The organism is Cupriavidus sp. 05T42 (genome assembly GCF_056396345.1).
This window is the reverse complement of record NZ_JBFTLH010000024.1, coordinates 52,848-72,415: the sequence shown is the minus strand read 5'-3', so window position 1 is coordinate 72,415 and position 19,568 is coordinate 52,848. Positions and strand designations below refer to the sequence as shown.

17 protein-coding genes are annotated in these 19,568 nt (G+C 69.9%); 6 read left to right on the top strand and 11 right to left on the bottom strand.

Translation table 11 applies throughout. The features are described from left to right. Positions 1-17 precede the first annotated feature (17 nt). Complete coding sequence (modA, locus tag AC1EJR_RS24205) at positions 18-776, bottom strand: molybdate ABC transporter substrate-binding protein (RefSeq protein ID WP_092298192.1); 759 nt, start codon at positions 774-776, stop codon at positions 18-20. Between the two features lie 251 nt (positions 777-1,027). Here modA and AC1EJR_RS24200 point away from each other — a divergent pair, with 251 nt between their 5' ends. Genes AC1EJR_RS24200 through AC1EJR_RS24190 form a run of 3 tightly spaced genes read left to right on the top strand, consistent with a single transcriptional unit; the run spans position 1,028 to position 4,545 of the window. Further along, positions 1,028-3,109, top strand: coding sequence for a bifunctional 2',3'-cyclic-nucleotide 2'-phosphodiesterase/3'-nucleotidase (locus tag AC1EJR_RS24200; protein WP_477147666.1), 2,082 nt, complete (start codon positions 1,028-1,030; stop codon positions 3,107-3,109). Further along, positions 3,109-3,936 carry a tetratricopeptide repeat protein gene (locus tag AC1EJR_RS24195; protein ID WP_441591830.1) on the top strand — a complete coding sequence of 276 codons (828 nt, stop codon included), beginning with the start codon at positions 3,109-3,111 and terminating at the stop codon, positions 3,934-3,936. The genes AC1EJR_RS24200 and AC1EJR_RS24195 overlap by 1 nt, the downstream gene beginning before the upstream one ends. A 57-nt stretch (positions 3,937-3,993) precedes the next feature. Further along, on the top strand, positions 3,994-4,545 hold the full coding sequence (locus tag AC1EJR_RS24190) for a nucleoside 2-deoxyribosyltransferase (RefSeq protein WP_092298200.1): 552 nt from the start codon (positions 3,994-3,996) through the stop codon (positions 4,543-4,545). Positions 4,546-4,559: 14 nt separating this feature from the next. Here the strand turns inward: AC1EJR_RS24190 and AC1EJR_RS24185 are convergent, their stop codons facing one another. From AC1EJR_RS24185 to AC1EJR_RS24160, 6 genes are all read right to left on the bottom strand, one after another. Then, on the bottom strand, positions 4,560-5,165 hold the full coding sequence (locus AC1EJR_RS24185; RefSeq protein WP_092298202.1) for a PqiC family protein: 606 nt from the start codon (positions 5,163-5,165) through the stop codon (positions 4,560-4,562). After that, positions 5,162-6,814 carry a PqiB family protein gene (locus tag AC1EJR_RS24180; RefSeq protein ID WP_477147665.1) on the bottom strand — a complete coding sequence of 551 codons (1,653 nt, stop codon included), beginning with the start codon at positions 6,812-6,814 and terminating at the stop codon, positions 5,162-5,164. The genes AC1EJR_RS24185 and AC1EJR_RS24180 overlap by 4 nt, the downstream gene beginning before the upstream one ends. Further along, entirely contained in the window at positions 6,801-7,481 is a 681-nt protein-coding gene (locus AC1EJR_RS24175; protein WP_477147664.1) for a paraquat-inducible protein A, read from the bottom strand. The genes AC1EJR_RS24180 and AC1EJR_RS24175 overlap by 14 nt, the downstream gene beginning before the upstream one ends. Further along, entirely contained in the window at positions 7,478-8,170 is a 693-nt protein-coding gene (locus AC1EJR_RS24170) for a paraquat-inducible protein A (protein ID WP_092298211.1), read from the bottom strand. The genes AC1EJR_RS24175 and AC1EJR_RS24170 overlap by 4 nt, the downstream gene beginning before the upstream one ends. After that, on the bottom strand, positions 8,167-9,270 hold the full coding sequence (locus AC1EJR_RS24165) for an AI-2E family transporter (protein ID WP_477147663.1): 1,104 nt from the start codon (positions 9,268-9,270) through the stop codon (positions 8,167-8,169). The genes AC1EJR_RS24170 and AC1EJR_RS24165 overlap by 4 nt, the downstream gene beginning before the upstream one ends. Before the next feature lie 271 nt (positions 9,271-9,541). Continuing rightward, positions 9,542-10,672, bottom strand: a complete 1,131-nt coding sequence (locus AC1EJR_RS24160) for an HPP family protein (RefSeq protein ID WP_092298217.1) — start codon at positions 10,670-10,672, stop codon at positions 9,542-9,544. Between the two features lie 108 nt (positions 10,673-10,780). Here AC1EJR_RS24160 and AC1EJR_RS24155 point away from each other — a divergent pair, with 108 nt between their 5' ends. Continuing rightward, entirely contained in the window at positions 10,781-12,586 is a 1,806-nt protein-coding gene (locus tag AC1EJR_RS24155; RefSeq protein ID WP_477147662.1) for a chloride channel protein, read from the top strand. On the opposite strand, the gene AC1EJR_RS24150 is transcribed toward AC1EJR_RS24155, so the two are convergent. After that, the gene (locus AC1EJR_RS24150; protein ID WP_477113805.1) at positions 12,574-13,002 is read right to left on the bottom strand and encodes an Lrp/AsnC family transcriptional regulator; all 429 of its coding nucleotides are present in this window, start codon (positions 13,000-13,002) and stop codon (positions 12,574-12,576) included. The genes AC1EJR_RS24155 and AC1EJR_RS24150 overlap by 13 nt on opposite strands. A 143-nt stretch (positions 13,003-13,145) precedes the next feature. Here AC1EJR_RS24150 and AC1EJR_RS24145 point away from each other — a divergent pair, with 143 nt between their 5' ends. Then, positions 13,146-14,024: a dimethylarginine dimethylaminohydrolase family protein gene (locus AC1EJR_RS24145; protein WP_092298225.1), complete on the top strand. Its 879-nt coding sequence runs from the start codon at positions 13,146-13,148 to the stop codon at positions 14,022-14,024. 13 nt (positions 14,025-14,037) lie between these two features. Further along, the gene (locus tag AC1EJR_RS24140; RefSeq protein ID WP_255370922.1) at positions 14,038-15,087 is read left to right on the top strand and encodes an ornithine cyclodeaminase; all 1,050 of its coding nucleotides are present in this window, start codon (positions 14,038-14,040) and stop codon (positions 15,085-15,087) included. A 96-nt stretch (positions 15,088-15,183) separates the two neighbouring features. On the opposite strand, the gene AC1EJR_RS24135 is transcribed toward AC1EJR_RS24140, so the two are convergent. The 3 genes from AC1EJR_RS24135 to AC1EJR_RS24125 all read right to left on the bottom strand — a co-directional run bounded on the left by AC1EJR_RS24135 (position 15,184) and on the right by AC1EJR_RS24125 (position 19,523). Next, positions 15,184-15,783, bottom strand: a complete 600-nt coding sequence (locus tag AC1EJR_RS24135) for a helix-turn-helix domain-containing protein (RefSeq protein ID WP_092298228.1) — start codon at positions 15,781-15,783, stop codon at positions 15,184-15,186. 466 nt (positions 15,784-16,249) lie between these two features. Continuing rightward, entirely contained in the window at positions 16,250-17,569 is a 1,320-nt protein-coding gene (locus tag AC1EJR_RS24130) for a sigma-54-dependent transcriptional regulator (protein WP_477147673.1), read from the bottom strand. Positions 17,570-17,600: 31 nt separating this feature from the next. Continuing rightward, positions 17,601-19,523, bottom strand: a complete 1,923-nt coding sequence (locus tag AC1EJR_RS24125) for a sensor histidine kinase (protein WP_477113803.1) — start codon at positions 19,521-19,523, stop codon at positions 17,601-17,603. Positions 19,524-19,568 lie beyond the last annotated feature (45 nt).

The following is a 19,568-nucleotide window of genomic DNA, read 5'->3' as shown; positions in this document are numbered from 1 at the left end:
GGATCCTGAAAAGGGGATTACGGCTTCTGGAAGCCGTACTTCGCCAGCACGGCCTGGCCGTCCGGCGACAGCACGTACTGCACGAAGCTGGCAGCCTGCGTCGGCTGCTTGGTCTGCGTGGTGATGGCGATGGGGTAGGTCACCGGCGTGCGGTTCGGCACGCGTACGGCCACCTTCACCTTGTCCGGCATGATGGCCGCGTCGGTGGCGAACACGAAGCCGGCGTCGACCTCGCCGCGCGCCACGTAGTCCAGGCTCTGGCGCACGTTCTGCGCCGGCACGCCCTTGGCGGAGACGGCTTCCCAGAGGTTTTCGGCCTCCAGCGCGCCCTTGGTATAGCGGCCCACCGGCACCGACGACGGGTTGCCATAGGCCACGCGCTTCACATCCGCCCGGGTCAGGTCGCGCAGCGCGCCAATGCCGAGCTTGCTGTCGGTTGGCACGATCAGCACCACCTGGTTGGCGGCGAAGTCCTTGCGCGAGGCCGGCTGGATCACCTTCTCGGCCTCGGCCTTGTTCATCGCGTCCTGGTCGGCGGAGGCGAACACGTCCGCCGGCGCGCCGCGCACGATCTGCTGCATCAGCACGTCCGAGGCGCCGAAGTTCAGCACGACCTTGGTGTCGGGATGCACCTTCTCATACTGCTCGGCCAGCGTCTTGAACGCATTGGTCAGGCTGGCGGCGGCCGAGACCACGAGGTCGGCGGCAAACGCGGAGGGCGCGGCGCCAAAGGTCAGGGCGGCGGCGAAAACGGTGCGGCGGAGAAAGGGAGTCATATGAGAGGGGTAGGTCGCCTGGACGTCACAGGCGCAATATAAGTTGCTATATAGCGCTGCGTCAATCCGCCGGGCGTATAGCCATCTTCAGCCGGATCGAATAGTCCTGTGGGGCAATATGTGTTGTAAACGACACAAAATGACCCAAGACGGCCCATCCCGCGACTGTCACAGCGTTGACGCCTTGGCTCACCAAAATCCCCAGCGCAMAGCAGCACAACAAAAAACACGCAAAAAGGGAATCCGAGACCATGTCACACCGCATCTCCCGTCTGCAGTCCGCCACCCTCGCGGCGCTCCTGGCCGGCACGGTGGCCATCGTGGCCGCATGCGGCTCCGACGACAGCCCCACCAACAACAATGGCGGCGGCAATGGCGGCACCCCGGCGGCCACGGTGCCGGCCGGCACCAAGGCCACACTGGCGCTGCTGGAAACCACCGACCTGCACACCAACGTCCGTAGCTACGACTACTTCAAGCTGGCCGATGACCCGTCGCTCGGCTTCGAGCGCGTGGCCACGCTGATCAAGGCCGCCCGCCAGGAATTCCCGAACAGCCTGCTGCTGGACAACGGCGACACCATCCAGGGCACCGCGCTGTCMGACTACCAGGCGCTGGTGAAGCCCGTGGCCTGCAGCGAGACGCTGGCGATGTACAAGGTGATGAACGCCGCCGGCTACGACGGCGGCGGCATCGGCAACCATGAGTTCAACTACGGCCTGCCGTACCTGAGCCAGGTCACGGGCAGCCGTTTCAATGTCGATGGCCTGCCCGAGCCGGGCACGCAGACGGTCTGCGCCGGGCCGAAGTTCCCGCAGGTGCTGGCGAACGTCTACAGCGTGAAGACCCGCGCGCCGCTGTTCCAGCCCTACGCGATCCTGACCAAGACGGTCACCGCCACGGGCCCGGACGGCAAGCCGGTCACCGCGCCGCTCAAGGTCGGCATCATCGCCTTCGCGCCGCCGGCCATCCTGAGCTGGGACAAGCGCTGGCTCGACGGCAAGGTCTATACGGAAGGCGCGGTGGAAACCGCCCAGAAGTACATCCCCGAGATGCGCGCCAGGGGCGCCGACCTGATCGTGGTGATCTCCCATGGCGGGCTGGACAACTCGACCTACTCGCCGGACATGGAGAACGGCAGCTACCACCTGTCGAAGGTGGCGGGCGTGGACGCCATGCTGATCGGCCACTCGCACCAGATCTTCCCGGACGCCACCAGCACCGTGCCGCAGTTCAACCTGCCCGGCGTGGACAAGGTCAAGGGGACGGTCAACGGCGTGCCGACCGTGATGGCCAACTACTGGGGCAAGCACCTGGGCGTGATCAACCTCGCGCTGGCCTATGACGGCAGCAAGTGGTCGGTGGACCGCGCCGGCACCACGGTCCAGGCGCGCTCGATCCAGAACGCCGACAAGACCTATGTGGCGGCAGACGCCTCCGTGGCAGCCGCCATCGACACCKAGCACCAGGCCACCATCCAGTACGTGAAGACGCCGATCGGCGCCACGAACTACCGCATGTCGAGCTATTTCGCCGATGTGGGCGACCCCGGCGCGATCCAGATCGTCAACATGGCCCAGGCCCAGTACGTGAAGGACTACCTCACCGCCAACCAGCCCGCGCTGGCCAGCCTGCCGGTGCTGTCGGTCTCCGCKCCGTTCAAGAGCGGCTTCGGCGGCGGCAGCGACTACACCGACGTCTCCGCCGGCAATCTGGCGATCAACAACGCGGCCGACCTGTACCTGTATCCGAACACGGTCTACGCGGTGAAGGTGAATGGCGACGAGGTCAAGGCGTGGCTGKAGACGGCCGCCAAGCGCTTCAACCAGATCAACCCGGTGCTGGCCACGGACCAGCAGTTGATCAGCAGCTTCCCGGGCTACAACTTCGACATGTTCACTTCGGCGGACATGCAGTACGAGATCGACGTCACCCAGCCGGTGGGCAGCCGCATCAAGAACCTGACCTACCAGGGCGCGCCGGTCACGGCAGCGATGTCGTTCATCGTCGCCACCAATAACTACCGCGCCAGCGGTGGCGGCAACTTCCCGGGGCTGGATGGCACGAAGACCGTGTACGCCTCGCCGGACGCCAACCGCGACGTGCTGATCGCCTATATCAAGAACGCGGCAAATGTGACGCGTGCAGCGCACGGCAGCGCGCGTAGCTGGCGCTTCACGCCCGTGACGACGGCTGGCAAGGTCGTGTTCAGCTCGGGCGTGGGCATGCTCCAGCAGGCGGTCGATGCGGGCCTGACCAACATCACGCTCGACAAGGCCGACGATGGCGCGAACAAGAACCTGTCGCAGTACAAGATCGACCTGAGCCTGTGATGACCGCCGCTGCCGCCACTGCCACCGCCACCGCTACCGCCACCTTCCCGCCCGCCTTCCGGCGCCGCCGGGCCCATCCGCTGTTCGCCGCCGCGCTGGTGGCGGTGACGGTGGCCGCAGCCGGCGTGGCCGGTGCCGCCGCGTGGCGCCACCATGCCGAGGCGCGCCAGGCCGAACTGGCGCAGTGGCAGCGCATGGCCAGCATGGCCGCCGATGCCGACGCGCTGTCGCGGCTGGCTCGGGCGGCAGATGCGGGCGAGACCGCCGCCCGCGCCGCGCTGGGCGAGACGCTGCTGGCCCGCCCCGATGCGCTCTCGCGCGCCGATGGCGAGCGCTGGCTGCGCCTGGCCGCCGACAGCGGCAGCGTGCGCGCCCACTTCGTGCTCGGCAAGGCGTCGATGCTGGGGCAACTGTCGGTGCGCCAGCCGGACCTCCCGCGCGCCTGGACCCACCTCGAAGCCGCCGCCCGCGCCGGCGATGCAGGCGCCGCGTACTACCTGGGCCTGCTGTGCCGGGGCGGTTATGGCCGCGCGCCGGACGCCCCGGCAGCCGTGCGCTGGCTCACCGTGGCAGCCGAGGGCGGCGTGGCGCAGGCCATGTTCCTGCTGGCCAACGCCTACCGCGACGGGGAGGGCGTGCCGCGCGACGACGCCCGCGCCGTGGACTGGTACGAAGCCGCGGCCGAGCGCGAGCATCCGGCGGCGCTCCAGGCGCTGGCCATGGCCTACCTCAACGGCGAACTCGGCCTCGCGCGCGACGACAAGGCGTACCGGCAGCACATGGCCGAGGCGGCGCACGCACTGCGGCACCCGGCGCTGACCCCCTGAGGTGGCTGGCATCCGGTAAGCTGGCATCCCACGACGGATGCCCACACCTCACGCCCCATGAAATCGATCTATCTCGCCGGATTCGACGTTTTCCGCAAGGACGCGCTCGCCCACGGCGCGCACCTCAAGGCGCTGTGCGCCCAGCACGGCTACGAAGGGTTGTATCCGCTCGACAAGGCTGCGCCGGCCGGCCTCTCCGGCCCCGACACCGCGCAGTGGATCTATGAGGCCAATCTCGCGCTGATCCGCCGCGCGGACCTCGTCATGGCCAATCTCGATGACTTTCGCGGCCCGGGCGAGCCGGACAGCGGCACGGCGTTCGAAGTGGGTTTCGCGGTGGCGCTCCAGAAGCCGGTGTGGGCCTATTCGGCCGATGCCGGCACGCTGCTGGACCGCGTGCGCGTGGGCACCGATGCCGATGGCGAGGCGCTCGATGCGCGCGGCTACGTGGTGGAGGACTTCGGCCTGTCCAAGAACCTGATGCTGGCCTGCAGCGTGCGGCTGGTGGCTGGCGACGCCGAGGCCTGCCTGGCTGCGATGGGCGAGGCGGACCGGCGCCGCGCCGCACGCCGGGCGCAGGCGCTGGAAGCCGGCGGCCCGGAAGACTGACTAATAGATAAGGATCAGGGCCGCAGCGATTGCACGCCGGCGGCGATGTCGGCGGCGGTGGTCGCCACGATCTGGCGGTAGGCGGTGACCATGCCGTCCACCTGGCCCGGCGCGGGCAGCTCGGTCTGCGTGCGGCCGCTCAGCACCTTGCCGTCGGGCAGCTTGCGCACGGTCCAGGCGATGGTGGCGGCAGCGCGCTGGCCCAGATCGCCATCGAGCCGCACCACTTCCGTGGTCACGCGGTACACCGGCGTCACTTCCGACAAGCCCTGCTGGTAGGTATCCACCGCGCCGAGCCGCGCCTGCAACTGCTGGGACAGCGCGTCGCGCAGTTCGTCCGGCAGCGGCGACGACCAGCGCGACAGGTCGAGCAGCTTCAGCCCGCCTTCGCTGCCGTCCGCCACCACCAGTTGGGGTCGGTTCAGCCGCTCGGGCACCCGTACCGGGGCCACCTCGATCCAGATCGGAGTCGTGGCCGCCGCAGGCGCCGTGGCTTCGCCGTTCGCCAGCGTGTAGTAGCGCGGCTCGGGCGAGGCGCAGCCTGCCAGCACCGCCAGCGCGGCGAGCGCCGCCAGCACGGCCGGCGCCATCCTCATCTTGTCAGCAGATCGCTTCATCATGGTTTCTCCGCCTTGCCGCGCAGCAGCGCCTCGGGGTGGCGTTCCAGGTAGTCGGTCAGCGCGCGCAGGGACACAGCCGTGCGCGTCAGTTCCTGCAGCATTCGGCGCGTGTCCTGCTGCAACGGCGCGTCAGAGGCCAGCGTGCCGTTGGCCGCCGTCAGCGTGCGGCGCGCGTCCTGCAGCGCGGCCAGCACCTGCGGGGCCACGTCGCCGTTGAGCTGGGCCACGAGCTTGTCGGCGGAGGCCATCATCGCGTTCATCGAGGCCATGGCCGTGCGCAGGTCCTGCCCGATCTGGTCGAACGGCACCTTGTCGATGCGGTTGACGATATCGCCCAGCTTGGCCTGCAGGGCGTCGAACGTGCCCGGCGTGGTCGGCAGTTCCGGCATCGCCGCATTGAGGTCGATGTCGGTCGGCGGCGGCGCCTTCGGGAAGAAGTCGAGCGCCACGTAGAGCTGGCCGGTCAGCAGGTTGCCGGTACGTAGCTGCGCGCGCATGCCCCGCTTGACCAGCCCCTGCACGATGGCGCGCTTGCGCTCCTCGTCGGCCACGTCGCGTTCACGGAAGCCCATGCGCGACGGATAGAACTCCACCACCACCGGCATGCGGAACGCCTTCTTGTCGCGCACGTACTCGATGCCGATGGAGCGCACCGTGCCCACCACCACGCCACGGAAGTCCACCGGCGCGCCCGGCGTCAGCCCGCGCACGGACTGGTCGAAGTTGAGCACGGCCAGCGCGGGCGCCAGTTCATCAGGCTCCTTCATGGCCTCCGACTGATCGCCGGCGAGCAGGTATTGCGTGTTCTCGGCGGCGGCAGTGCGGGCCGAGGAGTTGTCGGGCGACTGGAACGCCACGCCGCCCAGCAGGACCGTCACCAGCGACTGCGTGGAGAGCTTGAGCCCGCCCGCATCGAGCTTCAGGTCCACGCCGCTGGCGTGCCAGAAGCGGGTATCGGCGGTGACGAGCGTGTCGTACGGCTTGTTCACGAACACCCGCAGCGTGATGTCGCGCCCGTTCGGCTCAAGCTGGTAGGCCACCACCTGGCCCACCTGCACGCGGCGGTAGTAGACCGGCGAGCCGATATCGAGCGAGCCCAGGTCCTGCGCGCGCAGCACGAACTGCCGGCCGGAGGCATCGGTGGTGACCACCGGCGGCACCTCCAGCCMGGTGAAGCTGCGCGTGCTGGACTGCGACTTGCCGGCATCCACGCCGATATAGGCGCCGGACAGCAGCGTCTCCAGCCCGGACACCCCGCTGACCGCGAAGCGCGGTCGCACCACCCAGAAGCGCGTGTCGCTGACGGCGAAGTTCTCGGCATCCTTGGTCAGCTCGATGATGGCCACCACGTGCGAGCGGTCCGGCGCCAGCCGCACGGACTTCACCAGCCCGATATCGACATCCTTGTAGCGCACGGCGGTCTTGCCCGGCGTCAGGCCCTCGGCGGTGCGGAAGGTCACCGTGATGTCGGGCCCGCGCGAGGCCAGCGTGTTGATCAGCAGCGAGATGCCCACCACGGCGGCGACGATCGGGATCAGCCAGACCAGCGAGGGCAGCCAGCGCGCCGGCTTGCGCCGCGCGGGCTGGGGCAGGCCGCCGGGGGGCGGCGGGGGCGGAAGGGGTGGAGCGGCGTTGTCAGTGTCGGGCATCGTTGGATTCCGGCAATTCGAGTGAGTCCCACAGCAGGCGCGGATCGAAGCTCAGCGACGCCATCATGGTCAGGACGACCACGGCGCCGAAGGCCATCGCGCCGCCGCCCGGGATGATCGTGGCGAGCGCGCCGGCGCGCACCAGCGAGGCGAGCAGCGCCACCACGAAGATATCGAGCATCGACCAGCGGCCGATGATTTMCACCAGCCAGTACAGCCTGGTCTGCTGGCGGATGCGCCACGACGTGCGCAGGTGCACCGAGACCAGCAGCAGCGTCAGGATCATCATCTTCAGCAGCGGCACGACGATGCTGGCGATCAGCACCACGCCGGCCAGCAGGTGCGAGCCGGACACCCAGAGGTAGATCACGCCCGAGAGGATCGTGTCGCGCTGGGTGCCGAGGATCGACTGCGTGACCATCACCGGCAGCAGGTTGGCGGGAATATAGAGAATATAGGCGGCCAGCAAGAACGCCCAGGTGCGCGCCAGGCTGGCCGGCTTGCGATGGTGCAGCGTGGCGCCGCAGCGTGGGCAGGGCTGGCCTTCCAGCGTACGCGGGCTGACCAGGTCGCAGGCGTGGCAGGACACCAGCCCGCGCGAGGTGGCCGTGGGCACCTGGGGCAGCGGTGCGTCGTCGTCGTTGTCGGGTAGCCTGAACGTCTTCATGGCGCTGGGCTCCGGTCACGGGGCGGCACCTCGTCCGCGCCGGGCGGCTCGAGGTAGTGCCACAGGTCGCGCGGATCGAACGACAGCATCGCCGCCAGCACGATCACCAGCGCGCCGAACGACCACAGCGCCACGCCGGGCAGCACCTGCGCCATGGTGGACAGCTTCACCAGCGTGACCAGCACGCCGATCATGAACACCTCGATCATGCCCCAGGGCCGGGTCTGGCGGATGCCGCGCACGATGCGGTCGAACCCGGGCGGCATCTGCCGGCGCGACATCGGCACCAGCAGGTAGCCCATCATCAGCATCTCGGAGAGCGGGAACAGGATGGTAGTGGCGAAGACCAGCAGCGCCACCGGCGCCATCTGGTCCGCGAACAGCGCCTGCACGGCGCCGATCAGCGTGGTCTGGGTGCGCACGCCCTTGAGGTCCATCTCGACGATGGGGAAGGCGTTGGAGATCAGGAACAGGATCAGCGCCGTCACCACCAGCGGCAGCAGGCGGCGGTAGGCGCGCGAGCTTTCGCGGTAGAGCGGGCCGCCGCAGCGCAGGCAGGCGGCGCGCTCGCCGGGGGCCAGCGCGGTGCGTTCGTAGAGCGCGTCGCAGTATTCGCAGGCCACCAGCCGGTGCAGATCCGGGGGCAGGTCCTGCGGGGTGTCGGGAGGAGCGTGCGGCGCCGGCGTCATGCGTCCGGAGTGAGGGTCTTGGGTGGCGTGGCCGTGACGGCGGTCATCGGCGGCCGTTCCTGCGTGCCGATGGTCCAGTCGCGCAGCAGCGCGTAGGCCACGKCCAGCACGGTCGGGCCGATGAACACGCCGAGGAAGCCGAAGGCCAGCGCTCCGCCCAGCACGCCCATCATGATCCAGATCAGCGGCAGGCCGGTGCCCTTGCTGATCAGCAACGGCTTGACCACGTTGTCCGCCATGCCGACCACGGCGCCGCCCCAGATCACCATGAAGATCGCCCAGCCGGTGTGGCCCGAGTGGTAGAGCCACAGCGCGGCCGGAATCCAGATCAGCGGCGGGCCCATCGGCACCACGGAGAGGAAGAAGGTGATGAAGCCGAGGATGGCGGCGCCGGGCACGCCGGCGATCCAGAAGCCGATGGCGGCCAGCACGGCCTGGATGAAGGCGGTGCCGAGCACGCCGTAGACCACGCCCTTGACCGTGCTGCCGGCCAGCGCCAGCAGGTGGTCGGCGCGCTCGCCCGCCACGCGGCGCATGCCGCCGCGCAGCCACTGCACGGCCAGTTCGCCGCCGGTATAGAAGAAGAACGCCAGGACGATGGAGAGCGCCAGCTGGCCCAGCCCGGCGCCAATCGACAGGCCCGCGCCCAGCAGCACATGGCCGACCGGCGCGATCAGCTTGCGCAGGTTGGCCACCATCTCGGAGTCGGCGGTGATGACCTCCTGCCACGCGTTGGCGAGCTGGTTGCCGACGAAGGGCAGGCTGCTGAGCCATTCGGGCAGTTGGGGAATGCCGTGCTGGGTATAGCGTTCGACCAGCGCCTGGAGATCGTCCAGATGGCCGGAGAGGCTGGCGCCGGCATAGACGAACGGGCCGAGCACGATGACCGTGGAAATCAGCACGCAGATCAGGGCGGCGATGCCGCGGCGGTTGCCGAGCCAGCGCGTGAGTACGGTATAGGGGTACCAGGAGGCGTACGCGAGGATCGCGCCCCACAGCAGCGCGGTGGCGAACGGGGCGAGTACCAGCAGCGAACCGCCGATCAACACGAGCAGCGCGAAGACGGCGGCGAGCTTTTCAATCAATTGTCCGGAACTCATCGGGCAGATCTCCAGGGGCGGCCGTGTGACGGAAACGCCGTAAGCATAGCGGAAATCGATGACAGCGCCGCCGGGGGCGCTGGCCTGGATGAGTGTAATGGGAGGCGGGATGTGGGGCGGAGACTTCGTGGAGAGGCTGGCCCTCTCCCCCGGCCCCTCTCCCGCAAGCGGGCGAGGGGAGACCCCAGATAGCGCTTGAGATGCCGGTGGTTGGCTCCCCTCTCCCTTTGGGAGAGGGGCCGGGGGAGAGGGCCGGCGCCTCAAGCCGCCATCACGGCTCCGTCACGCCCCGGCGCAGCAGGGCCGCCACGAGGTCCGTCTGGGTGACCATGCCGACCACGCAGCGGTTGTCGTCGATCACCGGCACATGGTGCAGCCCGCCGTCGGAGAAGGCGCGGCCCAGGTCCACGATGGGCTGGTCGGGGCGCGCGGTGACCACCGCGCGGGTCATCAGGTCGCGCACGGTGCCGTTCACGCGGCGCGAGTGCATGCGCTGGGCGCGGAAAAAGTCGGTCTGGGTGAGGATGCCGAGCAGGCGGCGCCGGCCGTCCACCACGGGCAGCGCCTTGATGTGATGGCGCGCCAGCAGCGCGGCGGCGTCCGCGGCGGCCTGGCCGGGGCGCACGGCCACCACGTCCCGCGACATGATGTCCCCGCACGCCACATCGCCAAAGCGGCGCCGATAGGCGCGCAGCTCGGCCTCCACGATGATGGCCTCGAGATCGTCTTCCTCGATGTCCAGGAACTCGCCGCGCGCGGCCAGCACGGCGTCCAGGTCGGCGCGCGTCACGCCCACGCGCTGGCTTGGCGGCACGTCGCGGGTGTGATGCTGCGTGGCGGCCTCGGGCGGCCGATGCGGATAGCGCCGCCGGGCGAAGTTGTTGAAGGCGAGGGCGGCCAGCAGCAGCAGCATCGAATTGATGGCCACCGGCATCACCACGAAGCCGAAGCCCAGCGCCTGCACAGCCGGGCCGCCCAGCACCGCTGTGACGGCGACGGCACCGCTGGGCGGGTGCACGCAGCGGAGCTGGAACATCAGGGCGATGGCGCCCGCCACGGCCACGCCGGCCGCCAGCCCAGGGTCCGGAATCCAGCGCGCGCAGGCCACGCCCACGGTGGCGGCGACCAGATTGCCGCCGATGATCGACCACGGCTGGGCCAGCGGGCTGGACGGCACGGCGAACAGCAGCACGGCCGACGCGCCCATCGGCGCGATGAACCACGGGTTGAAGCCCTGCAGGAAGCGGCGACAGATCCACTCGGTCAGGAACAGGCCGATCAGCGCGCCAAGGCAGCTTTTCAGGCGCTCGCCAAGGCTCGCGGCGATCGGCATCGGCACGAAAGTGCGCAGCCAGGCACGTGCCTTGGCAACGGGTTGGGAAGTGTCGAATGCGGCGGGCATCGATATCGGGGAGCAGGGGCGCTCAGAATGCGGGGGTCCGCAAATATATCATCGCATGATATATTGCGCCGGCCTCCGGACTGCGCCCCCCTGCCCCCGCCCCCCCTTATGCCTCCCTCATCACATTCCGACCCCGTCCCGTTCGAGAAACGCGACTACGCCGCCAACGGCCGCCTGCCCATGCTGGCCGGCATCGCGCTGGCCATCGGCGCGATCAGCACCGGCGCCGCCTTCGTGCTGGTCAATCTGATCCGCTTCTTCACCAACCTGTTCTTCTTCCAGACGATCTCCTTCGCGGAGCGCTCGCCGGCCAGCCACGCGCTGGGCCCCTGGGTAATCGTCGTGCCGGCCATCGGCGGGCTGATCGTCGGCCTGATGGCACGCTACGGCAGCGACAAGATCCGCGGCCACGGCATCCCCGAGGCCATCGAGGCGGTGCTGTTCGGCAAGAGCCGCATGTCGCCGAAGGTGGCCGTGCTCAAGCCGCTGTCGTCCGGCATCGTGATTGGCAGCGGCGGGCCGTTCGGGGCCGAGGGGCCGATCATCATGACCGGCGGCTCCATCGCCTCGCTGCTGGCCCAGTACCTGCACCTGACCKCCGCCGAGCGCAAGACGCTGCTGGTGGCGGGCGCCTGCGCCGGCATGACGGCGATCTTCGGCACGCCGGTGGCCGCCGTGCTGCTGGCCATCGAGCTGCTGCTGTTCGAGCTGCGCCCGCGCAGCCTGCTGCCGGTGGCGCTGGCCTGCGCCGTGGCGGGCTTCCTGCGGCCGTTCGTGTTCGAGGCCGGCCCGCTGTTCCCGCTCCAGACCGCGCCGGCCAGCACACTGGCGCTGGGTTCGTGCGTGCTGGCCGGGCTGCTGTGTGGCGTGCTCGGCGCGGGGCTGACGCTGGCGCTCTATCGCACCGAAGACGCGTTCGGCAAGCTGCGCCTGCACTGGATGTGGTGGCCGGCCATCGGCGGGCTGGTGGTGGGCATTGGCGGCTATTTCGAGCCGCGCGCGCTGGGCGTGGGCTACGACGTGATCGGCGACCTGCTCAACAACCGCCTCGCGCTGGAGGTGGCCGTGGCGCTGCTGGCCGTCAAGGCCGTGATCTGGATTGCCGCGCTGGGCTCGGGTACCTCGGGCGGCGTGCTGGCGCCGCTGCTGATGCTCGGCGCCGGGCTGGGCGTGGTGTTGGCGCCGGTGTTGCCGGGCGGCTCCCCGGCGCTCTGGGCGCTGGTCTGCATGGCCGGCGTGCTCGGCAGCGTGCTGGGCGCACCGCTGACCGCCATCGTCTTCGCCTTCGGCCTCACGCACGACAGCGAGGCGCTGCTGCCGCTGCTGCTGACCACGGCGGTGGCCTACGGTTTCTCGGTGCTGACCATGAAGCGGTCGATCATGACCGAGAAGATCGCCCGGCGCGGGCTCCATATCTATCGGGAGTACGGCGTGGACCCGCTCGAACGCGCCCACGTGGACGAACTGATGACGCGCGACGTAGTGACCATCGACGCCGAACTACCCGTGGCCGACGCCCTGCCGCGCTACTTCGGTGACCACGCCGCCCATCGCGCCTACCCGGTGGTGCGCGCGGGCCGGCTGGTCGGCATGCTCCATCGCACGGCCATCGTCGCGGCCCATGCCGGGGACGATGCGGGGCTGCGTTGCGGGGATCTGGTGGCGGGGCAGGGCGATGCCGCGCCCGCCGCGCTGCTGCCCGCGCTGACTGGCCGCGCCGCCGCCGGCCGCATGGCCGAACTGAGCGTGGCGCGCCTGCCGGTGGTGGAGAGCGTGGCGACGATGCGCATCGTCGGCATCGTCTCGCTACGCGACCTGCTGGCCCCGAGCGGCCATGTGATGCACGAGGAAACCCGCCGCGAGCGGCTGCGCGGGGCAGTGCGCGCGGTGCGCGGGGTCGGTCAGAGCTTGTAGCTGGTCAGCAGGATGCTGGTTTCGGTGGCCGAGATCCCCTCGATCAGCCGGATCCGGTCCAGCGTGCGGTCGAACTGCTCCAGCGTGTCCGCGCGCAGTTCGGCGATGATGTCCCAGCGGCCGTTGGTCGTATGCAGGGTCTGCACATTGGGCTCTCCGCGCAGGGCCTGCAGCACCTGCCGGGCACGATTGCCCTCGACGGCCACCGTCATCCAGGCGCGGATGCGGTGTGGCTCGGCCTCGGCCTCGGCCTTGAGTCGCACCGTGTAGCCGACGATCAGCCCTTCCTTCTCCAGTTTGTCGATCCGGTTCTGCACCGTCGCGCGCGAGACGCGCAGCGCCTTGGCCAGCGCCGTCACGGGCGTGCGGGCGTTGTCGCGCAACAGGCTCAACAGTTGTCGGTCAGTGGCGTCCATCGGGGGCTCCTCTGGCGATTTGTCGCCTTATGCTGGCGAATTGTCGAATCGTGCGCGCATTTTGTCCATCTTGCTGGCTATTTGTTGGCGCGGGCGGGCACCACAATGCACGCACGGCAGCCACAACAGACAAAGGAGCCCCCGTGACCGACCGCCCGACCATCCTCCTCATCGCCCCCACGTTCTATGACGTGTCCTACAGCATCAACCCGTGGATGGACCCGGCGGCCTGGGCGCGCGACCCGCGCGGCATGCATCGCCAGGCCCGGGCGTCGTTCGACGCGCTCCACGCCGCGCTGACCGCCGCCGGGTTTGCCGTCGAGGTGGCCGAAGGGGCGCCGGGCCAGCCCGACATGGTGTTCCCGGCCAACGCGGCGGTCGTGCTCGACGGCAAGGCCGTGCTGGCGCGCTTCCGCTACCCGCAGCGCCGGGGCGAAGAAGCGCCGTTCGCGGCAATCTTCGACGCGCTGCGCGCGCGCGGTCTGCTCGACAGCGTGATCACGCTGCCCGAGGGCTGCTATCAGGAAGGGGCGGGCGACTGCATCTGGGACGCGCAGCGCGGCCATTTCTGGGCCGGCTTCGGTCCGCGCTCCTCGCGCGAGGCCGCCGATGCCGTCGGCGCGCAGTTTGGACAGGAGGTGGTGGCGCTGGAACTGGCCACCGAGCAGAGCTATCACCTCGACGTCTGCTTCTGTCCGCTGGCCGGCGGCGAGGTGCTCTATTACCCGCCCGCGTTCTCGGCGGCGGCGCTGCGCACCCTGCACGCGCGCGTGCCGGCGGCACTGCGCATCGAGGCCACCGAGGACGACCTGCGCCACTTCAGCGTCAACGCCGTCAATCTGGACGACCACGTGGTGATGACCCGCACCACGCCGCATCTGCGCGGCGAACTGGGCCGGCGCGGCTACCGGCTGCACGAGGTAGACCTGTCGCCGTACATGCTCTCCGGCGGCGGGGCTTACTGCATGACGCTGCGCCTGGATCGCACCAGCACGCCCGCGCGCCGCGCCGTGGCCGCATGACCAGGAGACCGCCATGACGGCCAAAATGACAACCTTCCTGGATGCCGCCGACGCCGCCACGCTGGTGCGCCGCATCGGCGTCGCCCGGGCCATCGGCGAGGTCGCCGAGCACGTCCGCCAAGACTTTCTGCGCTGGCCGGCCTTCGAGAAATCGGCGCGGCTGGCCAGCCATTCGCCGGTGGGCGTGATCGAGCTGATGCCGGTCAGCGACGGCGCCCAGTTCGCCTTCAAGTATGTCAACGGGCATCCCGGCAACGCGCAGCAGGCGCTGCCGACGGTGATGGCCTGCGGCATGCTGGCCGATGTGCGCACGGGCTTCCCGCTGCTGCTGGCCGACCTGACGCTGGCCACGGCGCTGCGCACGGCCGCCACCTCGGCGCTGGCGGCGCGCGCCATGGCCCGGCCCGGTGCCCGCACGATGGCGCTGGTCGGCAACGGCGCGCAGGCCGAATTCCAGTCGCTGGCCTTCCACGCGATGCTCGGCGTGCGCGAGATCCGCGCCTACGACATCGACCCGGCGGCCACCGCGCGGCTGGTGCACAACCTTGCCGGCGTGGCGGGCCTGTCGATCGTGCCGGTGGGGTCGATCTCGGCCGCGCTGGCGGGGGCCGACATCGTGACCACGGTGACGGCCGACAAGACCCACGCCACCATCCTCACGCCGGACATGATCCGTCCCGGCATGCACCTGAACGCCGTGGGCGGCGACTGCCCGGGCAAGACCGAGCTGCACGCGGACATCCTGCACGCCGCGCGCATCGTGGTGGAGTACGCCCCGCAGTCGCGCATCGAGGGCGAGATCCAGCAATGGCCCGAGGCKCCGGTGCATGAGTTGTGGGAAGTGCTGTCAGGCGCCGCGCCGGGCCGGGTGTCGGCGGACGATGTGACGATCTTCGATTCGGTGGGATTCGCGCTGGAGGACTACGCCGTGCTGCGCTGGCTCCATGCCGCCGCGCGCGCCCATGGGGTGGGACGGCCGATCGCGCTCGTGGCGCTGCCGCCGGACCCGCGCGACCTGTACGGCTGGATGATGGCGTCCTGCCAGGAAGCCGTGGCGGCCTGAGGGGAAGGGGAGCGGGAGTGTACGGGGCTCTTACTTAATACCGGACGCGTGGTCTTGCTCCCCTCTCCCGGAAGGAGGAGGGGAGCCAGCCTGCGCTCAGGCGCCCACGCGCCCCATCATCAGCTGCGCGCGCAGGAAGCCCTTGATCTCTTCCAGCGACGGCGTCTTCAGGAACACCATGATGCCCCATTGCTGGAGTGCATCGGCCACGCCGTCATAGGCCTGGCGGTTGGTGATCACGGCGAAGATCACGCGTTGCCGCGCGAAGAAGTTCTGGAGCTTCTCGATGGTCGCCGACTCGGCGTCGTTCAGCTCCTCCACGTAGTAGAGCACCACGCGCGGCCGGGCGTCGACCGAGGTGATGACCGTGTCGACCACGTCCTCGAGCACCTGGCTCTTGAGCGGCAGCGACCACTTGCCCAGCTGGGCGCTGATGCGCTGCGCTTCCTGGTGGTTCGGGTGAAACACCACAAGGTCGAGGTCGTGCTCGGCGGCCATGTCAGGCGTGGCGCGGCTCGCCAGCAGGCGATGGACGGTTTCCTTGTGAATGCGCCGATGGCCGCCGTTGGTCTTCCACGCGCCCAATTCGCCGCGTTCGACCATTTTCTGGACGGTGCCCAACGAGACGTTGAGAAGTTTTGCCGCGGTCCGCGTGCTGTAGTAGGGCTTTTCAGCCAGTTCCGGATCCAGTTTCATCCAATCACCCGTAGTGTCGATCGGCAGCACGGCGCCAGTTGCTCGCCGCGTGGCACCCTCGGACGCGCCACGCCGTTTTGATCCGGGCTGCCGGATTTACTGACCCTGACATTTGCGACCCGCTCCCCGGCCGGTCTTTGTTGCTTTTACGCGTGCGTGGGCTCAGGTGCCCGCGCGCGCGGTTGGAACCTGGCAGTCTGTGCCGCCTGTCGGTAGGGTTCCGCCATGCCAATAGTATGGCTTCATCGCGCTGTGCCGCCACAGGGAAACCCGTGGTTGGCGTCACACTTTTGTTGTTTAACGTACATCGGGCAGCTTCGGTGGACGGCACCAACGCTGCCGGTTCGCATTCTCGCCGGCATTTTTGCCCGCGTGCCAGTCCCAGCGCACCTCTCAAGGGACAGGTGCCAGGCGCGGCAGTTCCCCCGCTCGTACATTCGATACATTGCCGTCGACGGCGTGACGGTCAGTTCAGCCCGTACTTCCTCACCTTGTCGAACAGCGTGGTCTTGGCCACGCCCAGCGCCTCGCCGGCGCGGCTCAGGTTGCCATCGTGGCGGCGCAGCGCATCGGCGATCAGCGCGCGCTCGAACTGCTCCACGGCCTGGGGGAGCGGCAGCGCGTGCGGCGCGGCGCCACCCTGGGCGGGGTCGCAGCCCAGGCCGAGCACGTGGCGTTCGGCCAGGTTGCGCAGCTCGCGCACATTGCCGGGCCAGGGGTAGGCCACCAGCCGGGCCAGCTCGGCCGCTGTGGCCGGCACGGCCTCGCGCTCGAAGCGCAGCGCGGCCTGGGCGACGAAATGCTMGAATAGCTGCGGCACGTCCTCGCGCCGCTCGCGCAGCGGCGGCAGGGCCAGCGTCACCACGTTCAGCCGGTAGTACAGGTCGGCGCGGAACTGGCCGGCATCCGCCAGCGCGCGCAGGTCCGCCTTGGTCGCCGCCACCACGCGTGCGTTCACCGGCACCGGCAGGTTGGAGCCCAGCCGCTCCACCACGCGCTCCTGCAGCACGCGCAGCAGCTTGATCTGCATCGGCATCGGCATGCTCTCGATCTCGTCGAGGAATAGCGTGCCGCCGTCGGCATGCTCGATCTTGCCGATGCGGCGCCGCGCGGCGCCCGTGAACGAGCCGGCCTCGTGGCCGAAGATCTCCGATTCGAACAGCTGTTCGGGCAGGCCGCCGCAGTTGATCGGCACGAAATGGCGCGCCCGCCGGCCGCTGGCTTCGTGCAGGCAGCGCGCCACCAGCTCCTTGCCGGTGCCGGTCTCGCCGTGGATCAGCACGTTGGCGGCGGTGTCGGCCAGGTCGGCAATCATCTGGCGCAGCCGGCCGATGGCCGGGGAGTCGCCGATCAGCCGGGCGGACAGCGTCTCGCGCCCGGCCAGCCGCGCGCGCAGCTCGGCCACTTCCAGCGCCAGCCGGCGCTTGTCGAGCGCGCGGCGGCACGTGGCCACCAGCCGCTCGGGCGAGAACGGCTTCTCGAGGAAGTCGTACGCGCCTTGTTTCATCGCCTGCACGGCCAGCGACACGTCGCCGTGACCGGTGATCATGATGACCGGCAGCGCGGCGTCGCGCGTCATCAGCTCGCGCAGCAGCGCCATGCCGTCGGCGCCGGGCAGGTGGATGTCGCTGACGACGATGCCGGCGTAGCCGGCCTGCACCTCGCGCAGCGCGGCCTCGGCGMTGGGCACGCCGCGCGTGGCCATGCCTTCGAGCCGCAGCGCCTGCTCGCAGCCGAGCCGCACGTCCGGGTCGTCCTCGACGATCATCACCGTCATCGTCGTCATGCCAGCCGTCATGGCGTCCGGCTGCTGCACCTCAGCCGACATGCCGCGCCTCCGGCCCGGCCTCGGGCAGGGCGAGCGTAAAGCAGGCGCCGCCCTCGGGATGGTTGATMGCGGTCAGCGTGCCGCCGTTCTCGTTCAGGATGCCGGCGGACAGCGTCAGGCCGAGGCCCAGCCCCTCGCCAGCCGGCTTGGTCGTGAAGAACGGCTCGAACAGCCGCGCGAAGGCCGCCTCGGACAGCCCCGGGCCGCTGTCGCGCACGGTGAGGTGCACCAGCCCGCCGCTCTGGTAGGCGTGCAGCGAGAGCCGGGGCGCGGCGCGGCCGCCCATCGCGGTCATTGCATCGAGTGCATTGCCGACGAGGTTGACGAGCACCTGCTCGAGCCGGTTCGGGTCGCAGGCCACCATCAGATGGGGGTCGATGTCGCGCTCGATGGCCGGCGCCACCGCCGCGATGCGCGTCTCCAGCAGGAACAGCGCGTTGTCCACTGCCTCGGCCAGGCGGGCCGTGCCGCGCTGGCCCACCGACGGGTTGCGCGCGAAGGACTTCAGCGCGCCCGTGATGCGCCCCATGCGGTCCACCAGCCCGATGATCTTGCCGAGGTTTTCCTGCGCCGTGGCGTGGTCGCCGCGTTCGAGGAACTTGCCGGTGTTGCCCGAGAGCGTGCGCAGCGCCGCGAGCGGCTGGTTCAGTTCATGGGCGATGCCGGCCGACATCTGGCCCACCGCCGCGAGCTTGCCGGCCTGCATCAACCCGTCCTGCGCCTGGCGCAGGAAGGTCTCGGTGCGGGTGCGTTCGGCCACTTCGGCATGCAGTTGCTGGTTCGCGGCGAAGAGGTCGGCGGTGCGTTCGGCCACCTTGCGTTCGAGTTCGCTGTTGGCCGCCTCCAGCGCCGTGCGCGCCGCCAGCCGCTCGCTGACGATGCGCCGCCGCACGTTCCAGGCCGCCCCGAGCAGCAGCACGAACGCCGCCAGCACGCCGGCCAGCGCCGCGCTGTTGAGCGCGGCCACGCGGGCCTGCGAGGTATTGGTCAGCAGGGTCAGGTTCCAGTCGGTGCCGGGCAGGGCCAGGTGCTGGGCCAGCATCGGCGGGCCCTGGCGCAGCCGTACCAGGGCGTCGCCGCCCTCGCTGGGGCCGGGGCCGAGTTCGCGCACCGTGGTCAGCGCCAGCGGGGGCAGCGGGGCGCGGTTGTACTGGAGCGAGCGGTCCAGCTTCTCGCGCTGGGCCGGCGCCAGCGGCCGCGTGGCGGCCAGCTTCCAGGACGGGTCCGAAGCGAGGATCACCACGCCGTTCTCGTCGCTCAGCAGCATCTGGCTGTCGTTGCCCTGCCAGCGGTTCTCGAGCGGCTCCAGGCCGATCTTGACCACCGCCACGCCCACCGGCTTGTCACGGTCGCCCAGCGGGGCGGAGAGGTAGTAGCCAGACTCGCTGCGCGTGGTGCCCACGCCGTAGAAGCGGCCGAGCTGGCCTTCGATGGCGCTGCGGAAGTAGGGGCGGAAGCTCAGGTCTTCGCCGAGATAGCTGTCGGGACGCTGGAAATTGCTGGTCGCGAGGACTTTGCCGCGCGCGTCGAGGATATAGACCACGCGGGTGCCGGCCCGGCCGTTCAGCGCGGCGAGGTAGGCGTTGGCGGCGGCCACGCGCTCGGAGTTGCCCGGCTGGCGCAGCAGCCCCTCGATGCGGGCATCGAGCGAGAGCAGGCTCGGCACGTAGTCGAAACGGGCCAGTTCGCTCTCCAGCGCCTGGGCGTACAGGCGCATCTGCACCTGGCCACGTTCGGCCTGGCGGTTCAGCGCGGTGTCATAGGTAAAGCGATAGCCGAGCCAGCCCGCGGCCGTCACCAGCGCGGCCAGGGCCAGCAGGGCGACGATCGGCGCGGCGCGGCGCCAGGGCGAGGTGCCGCCGCCCCCGCCAGGAGCGAGGCCGGTTTCGGCGGAGGACAGGGGGCCGGTCATGAGGAATTCTGTGAGGCGGATGCACAGCCGTCGGGTGACGCCGAC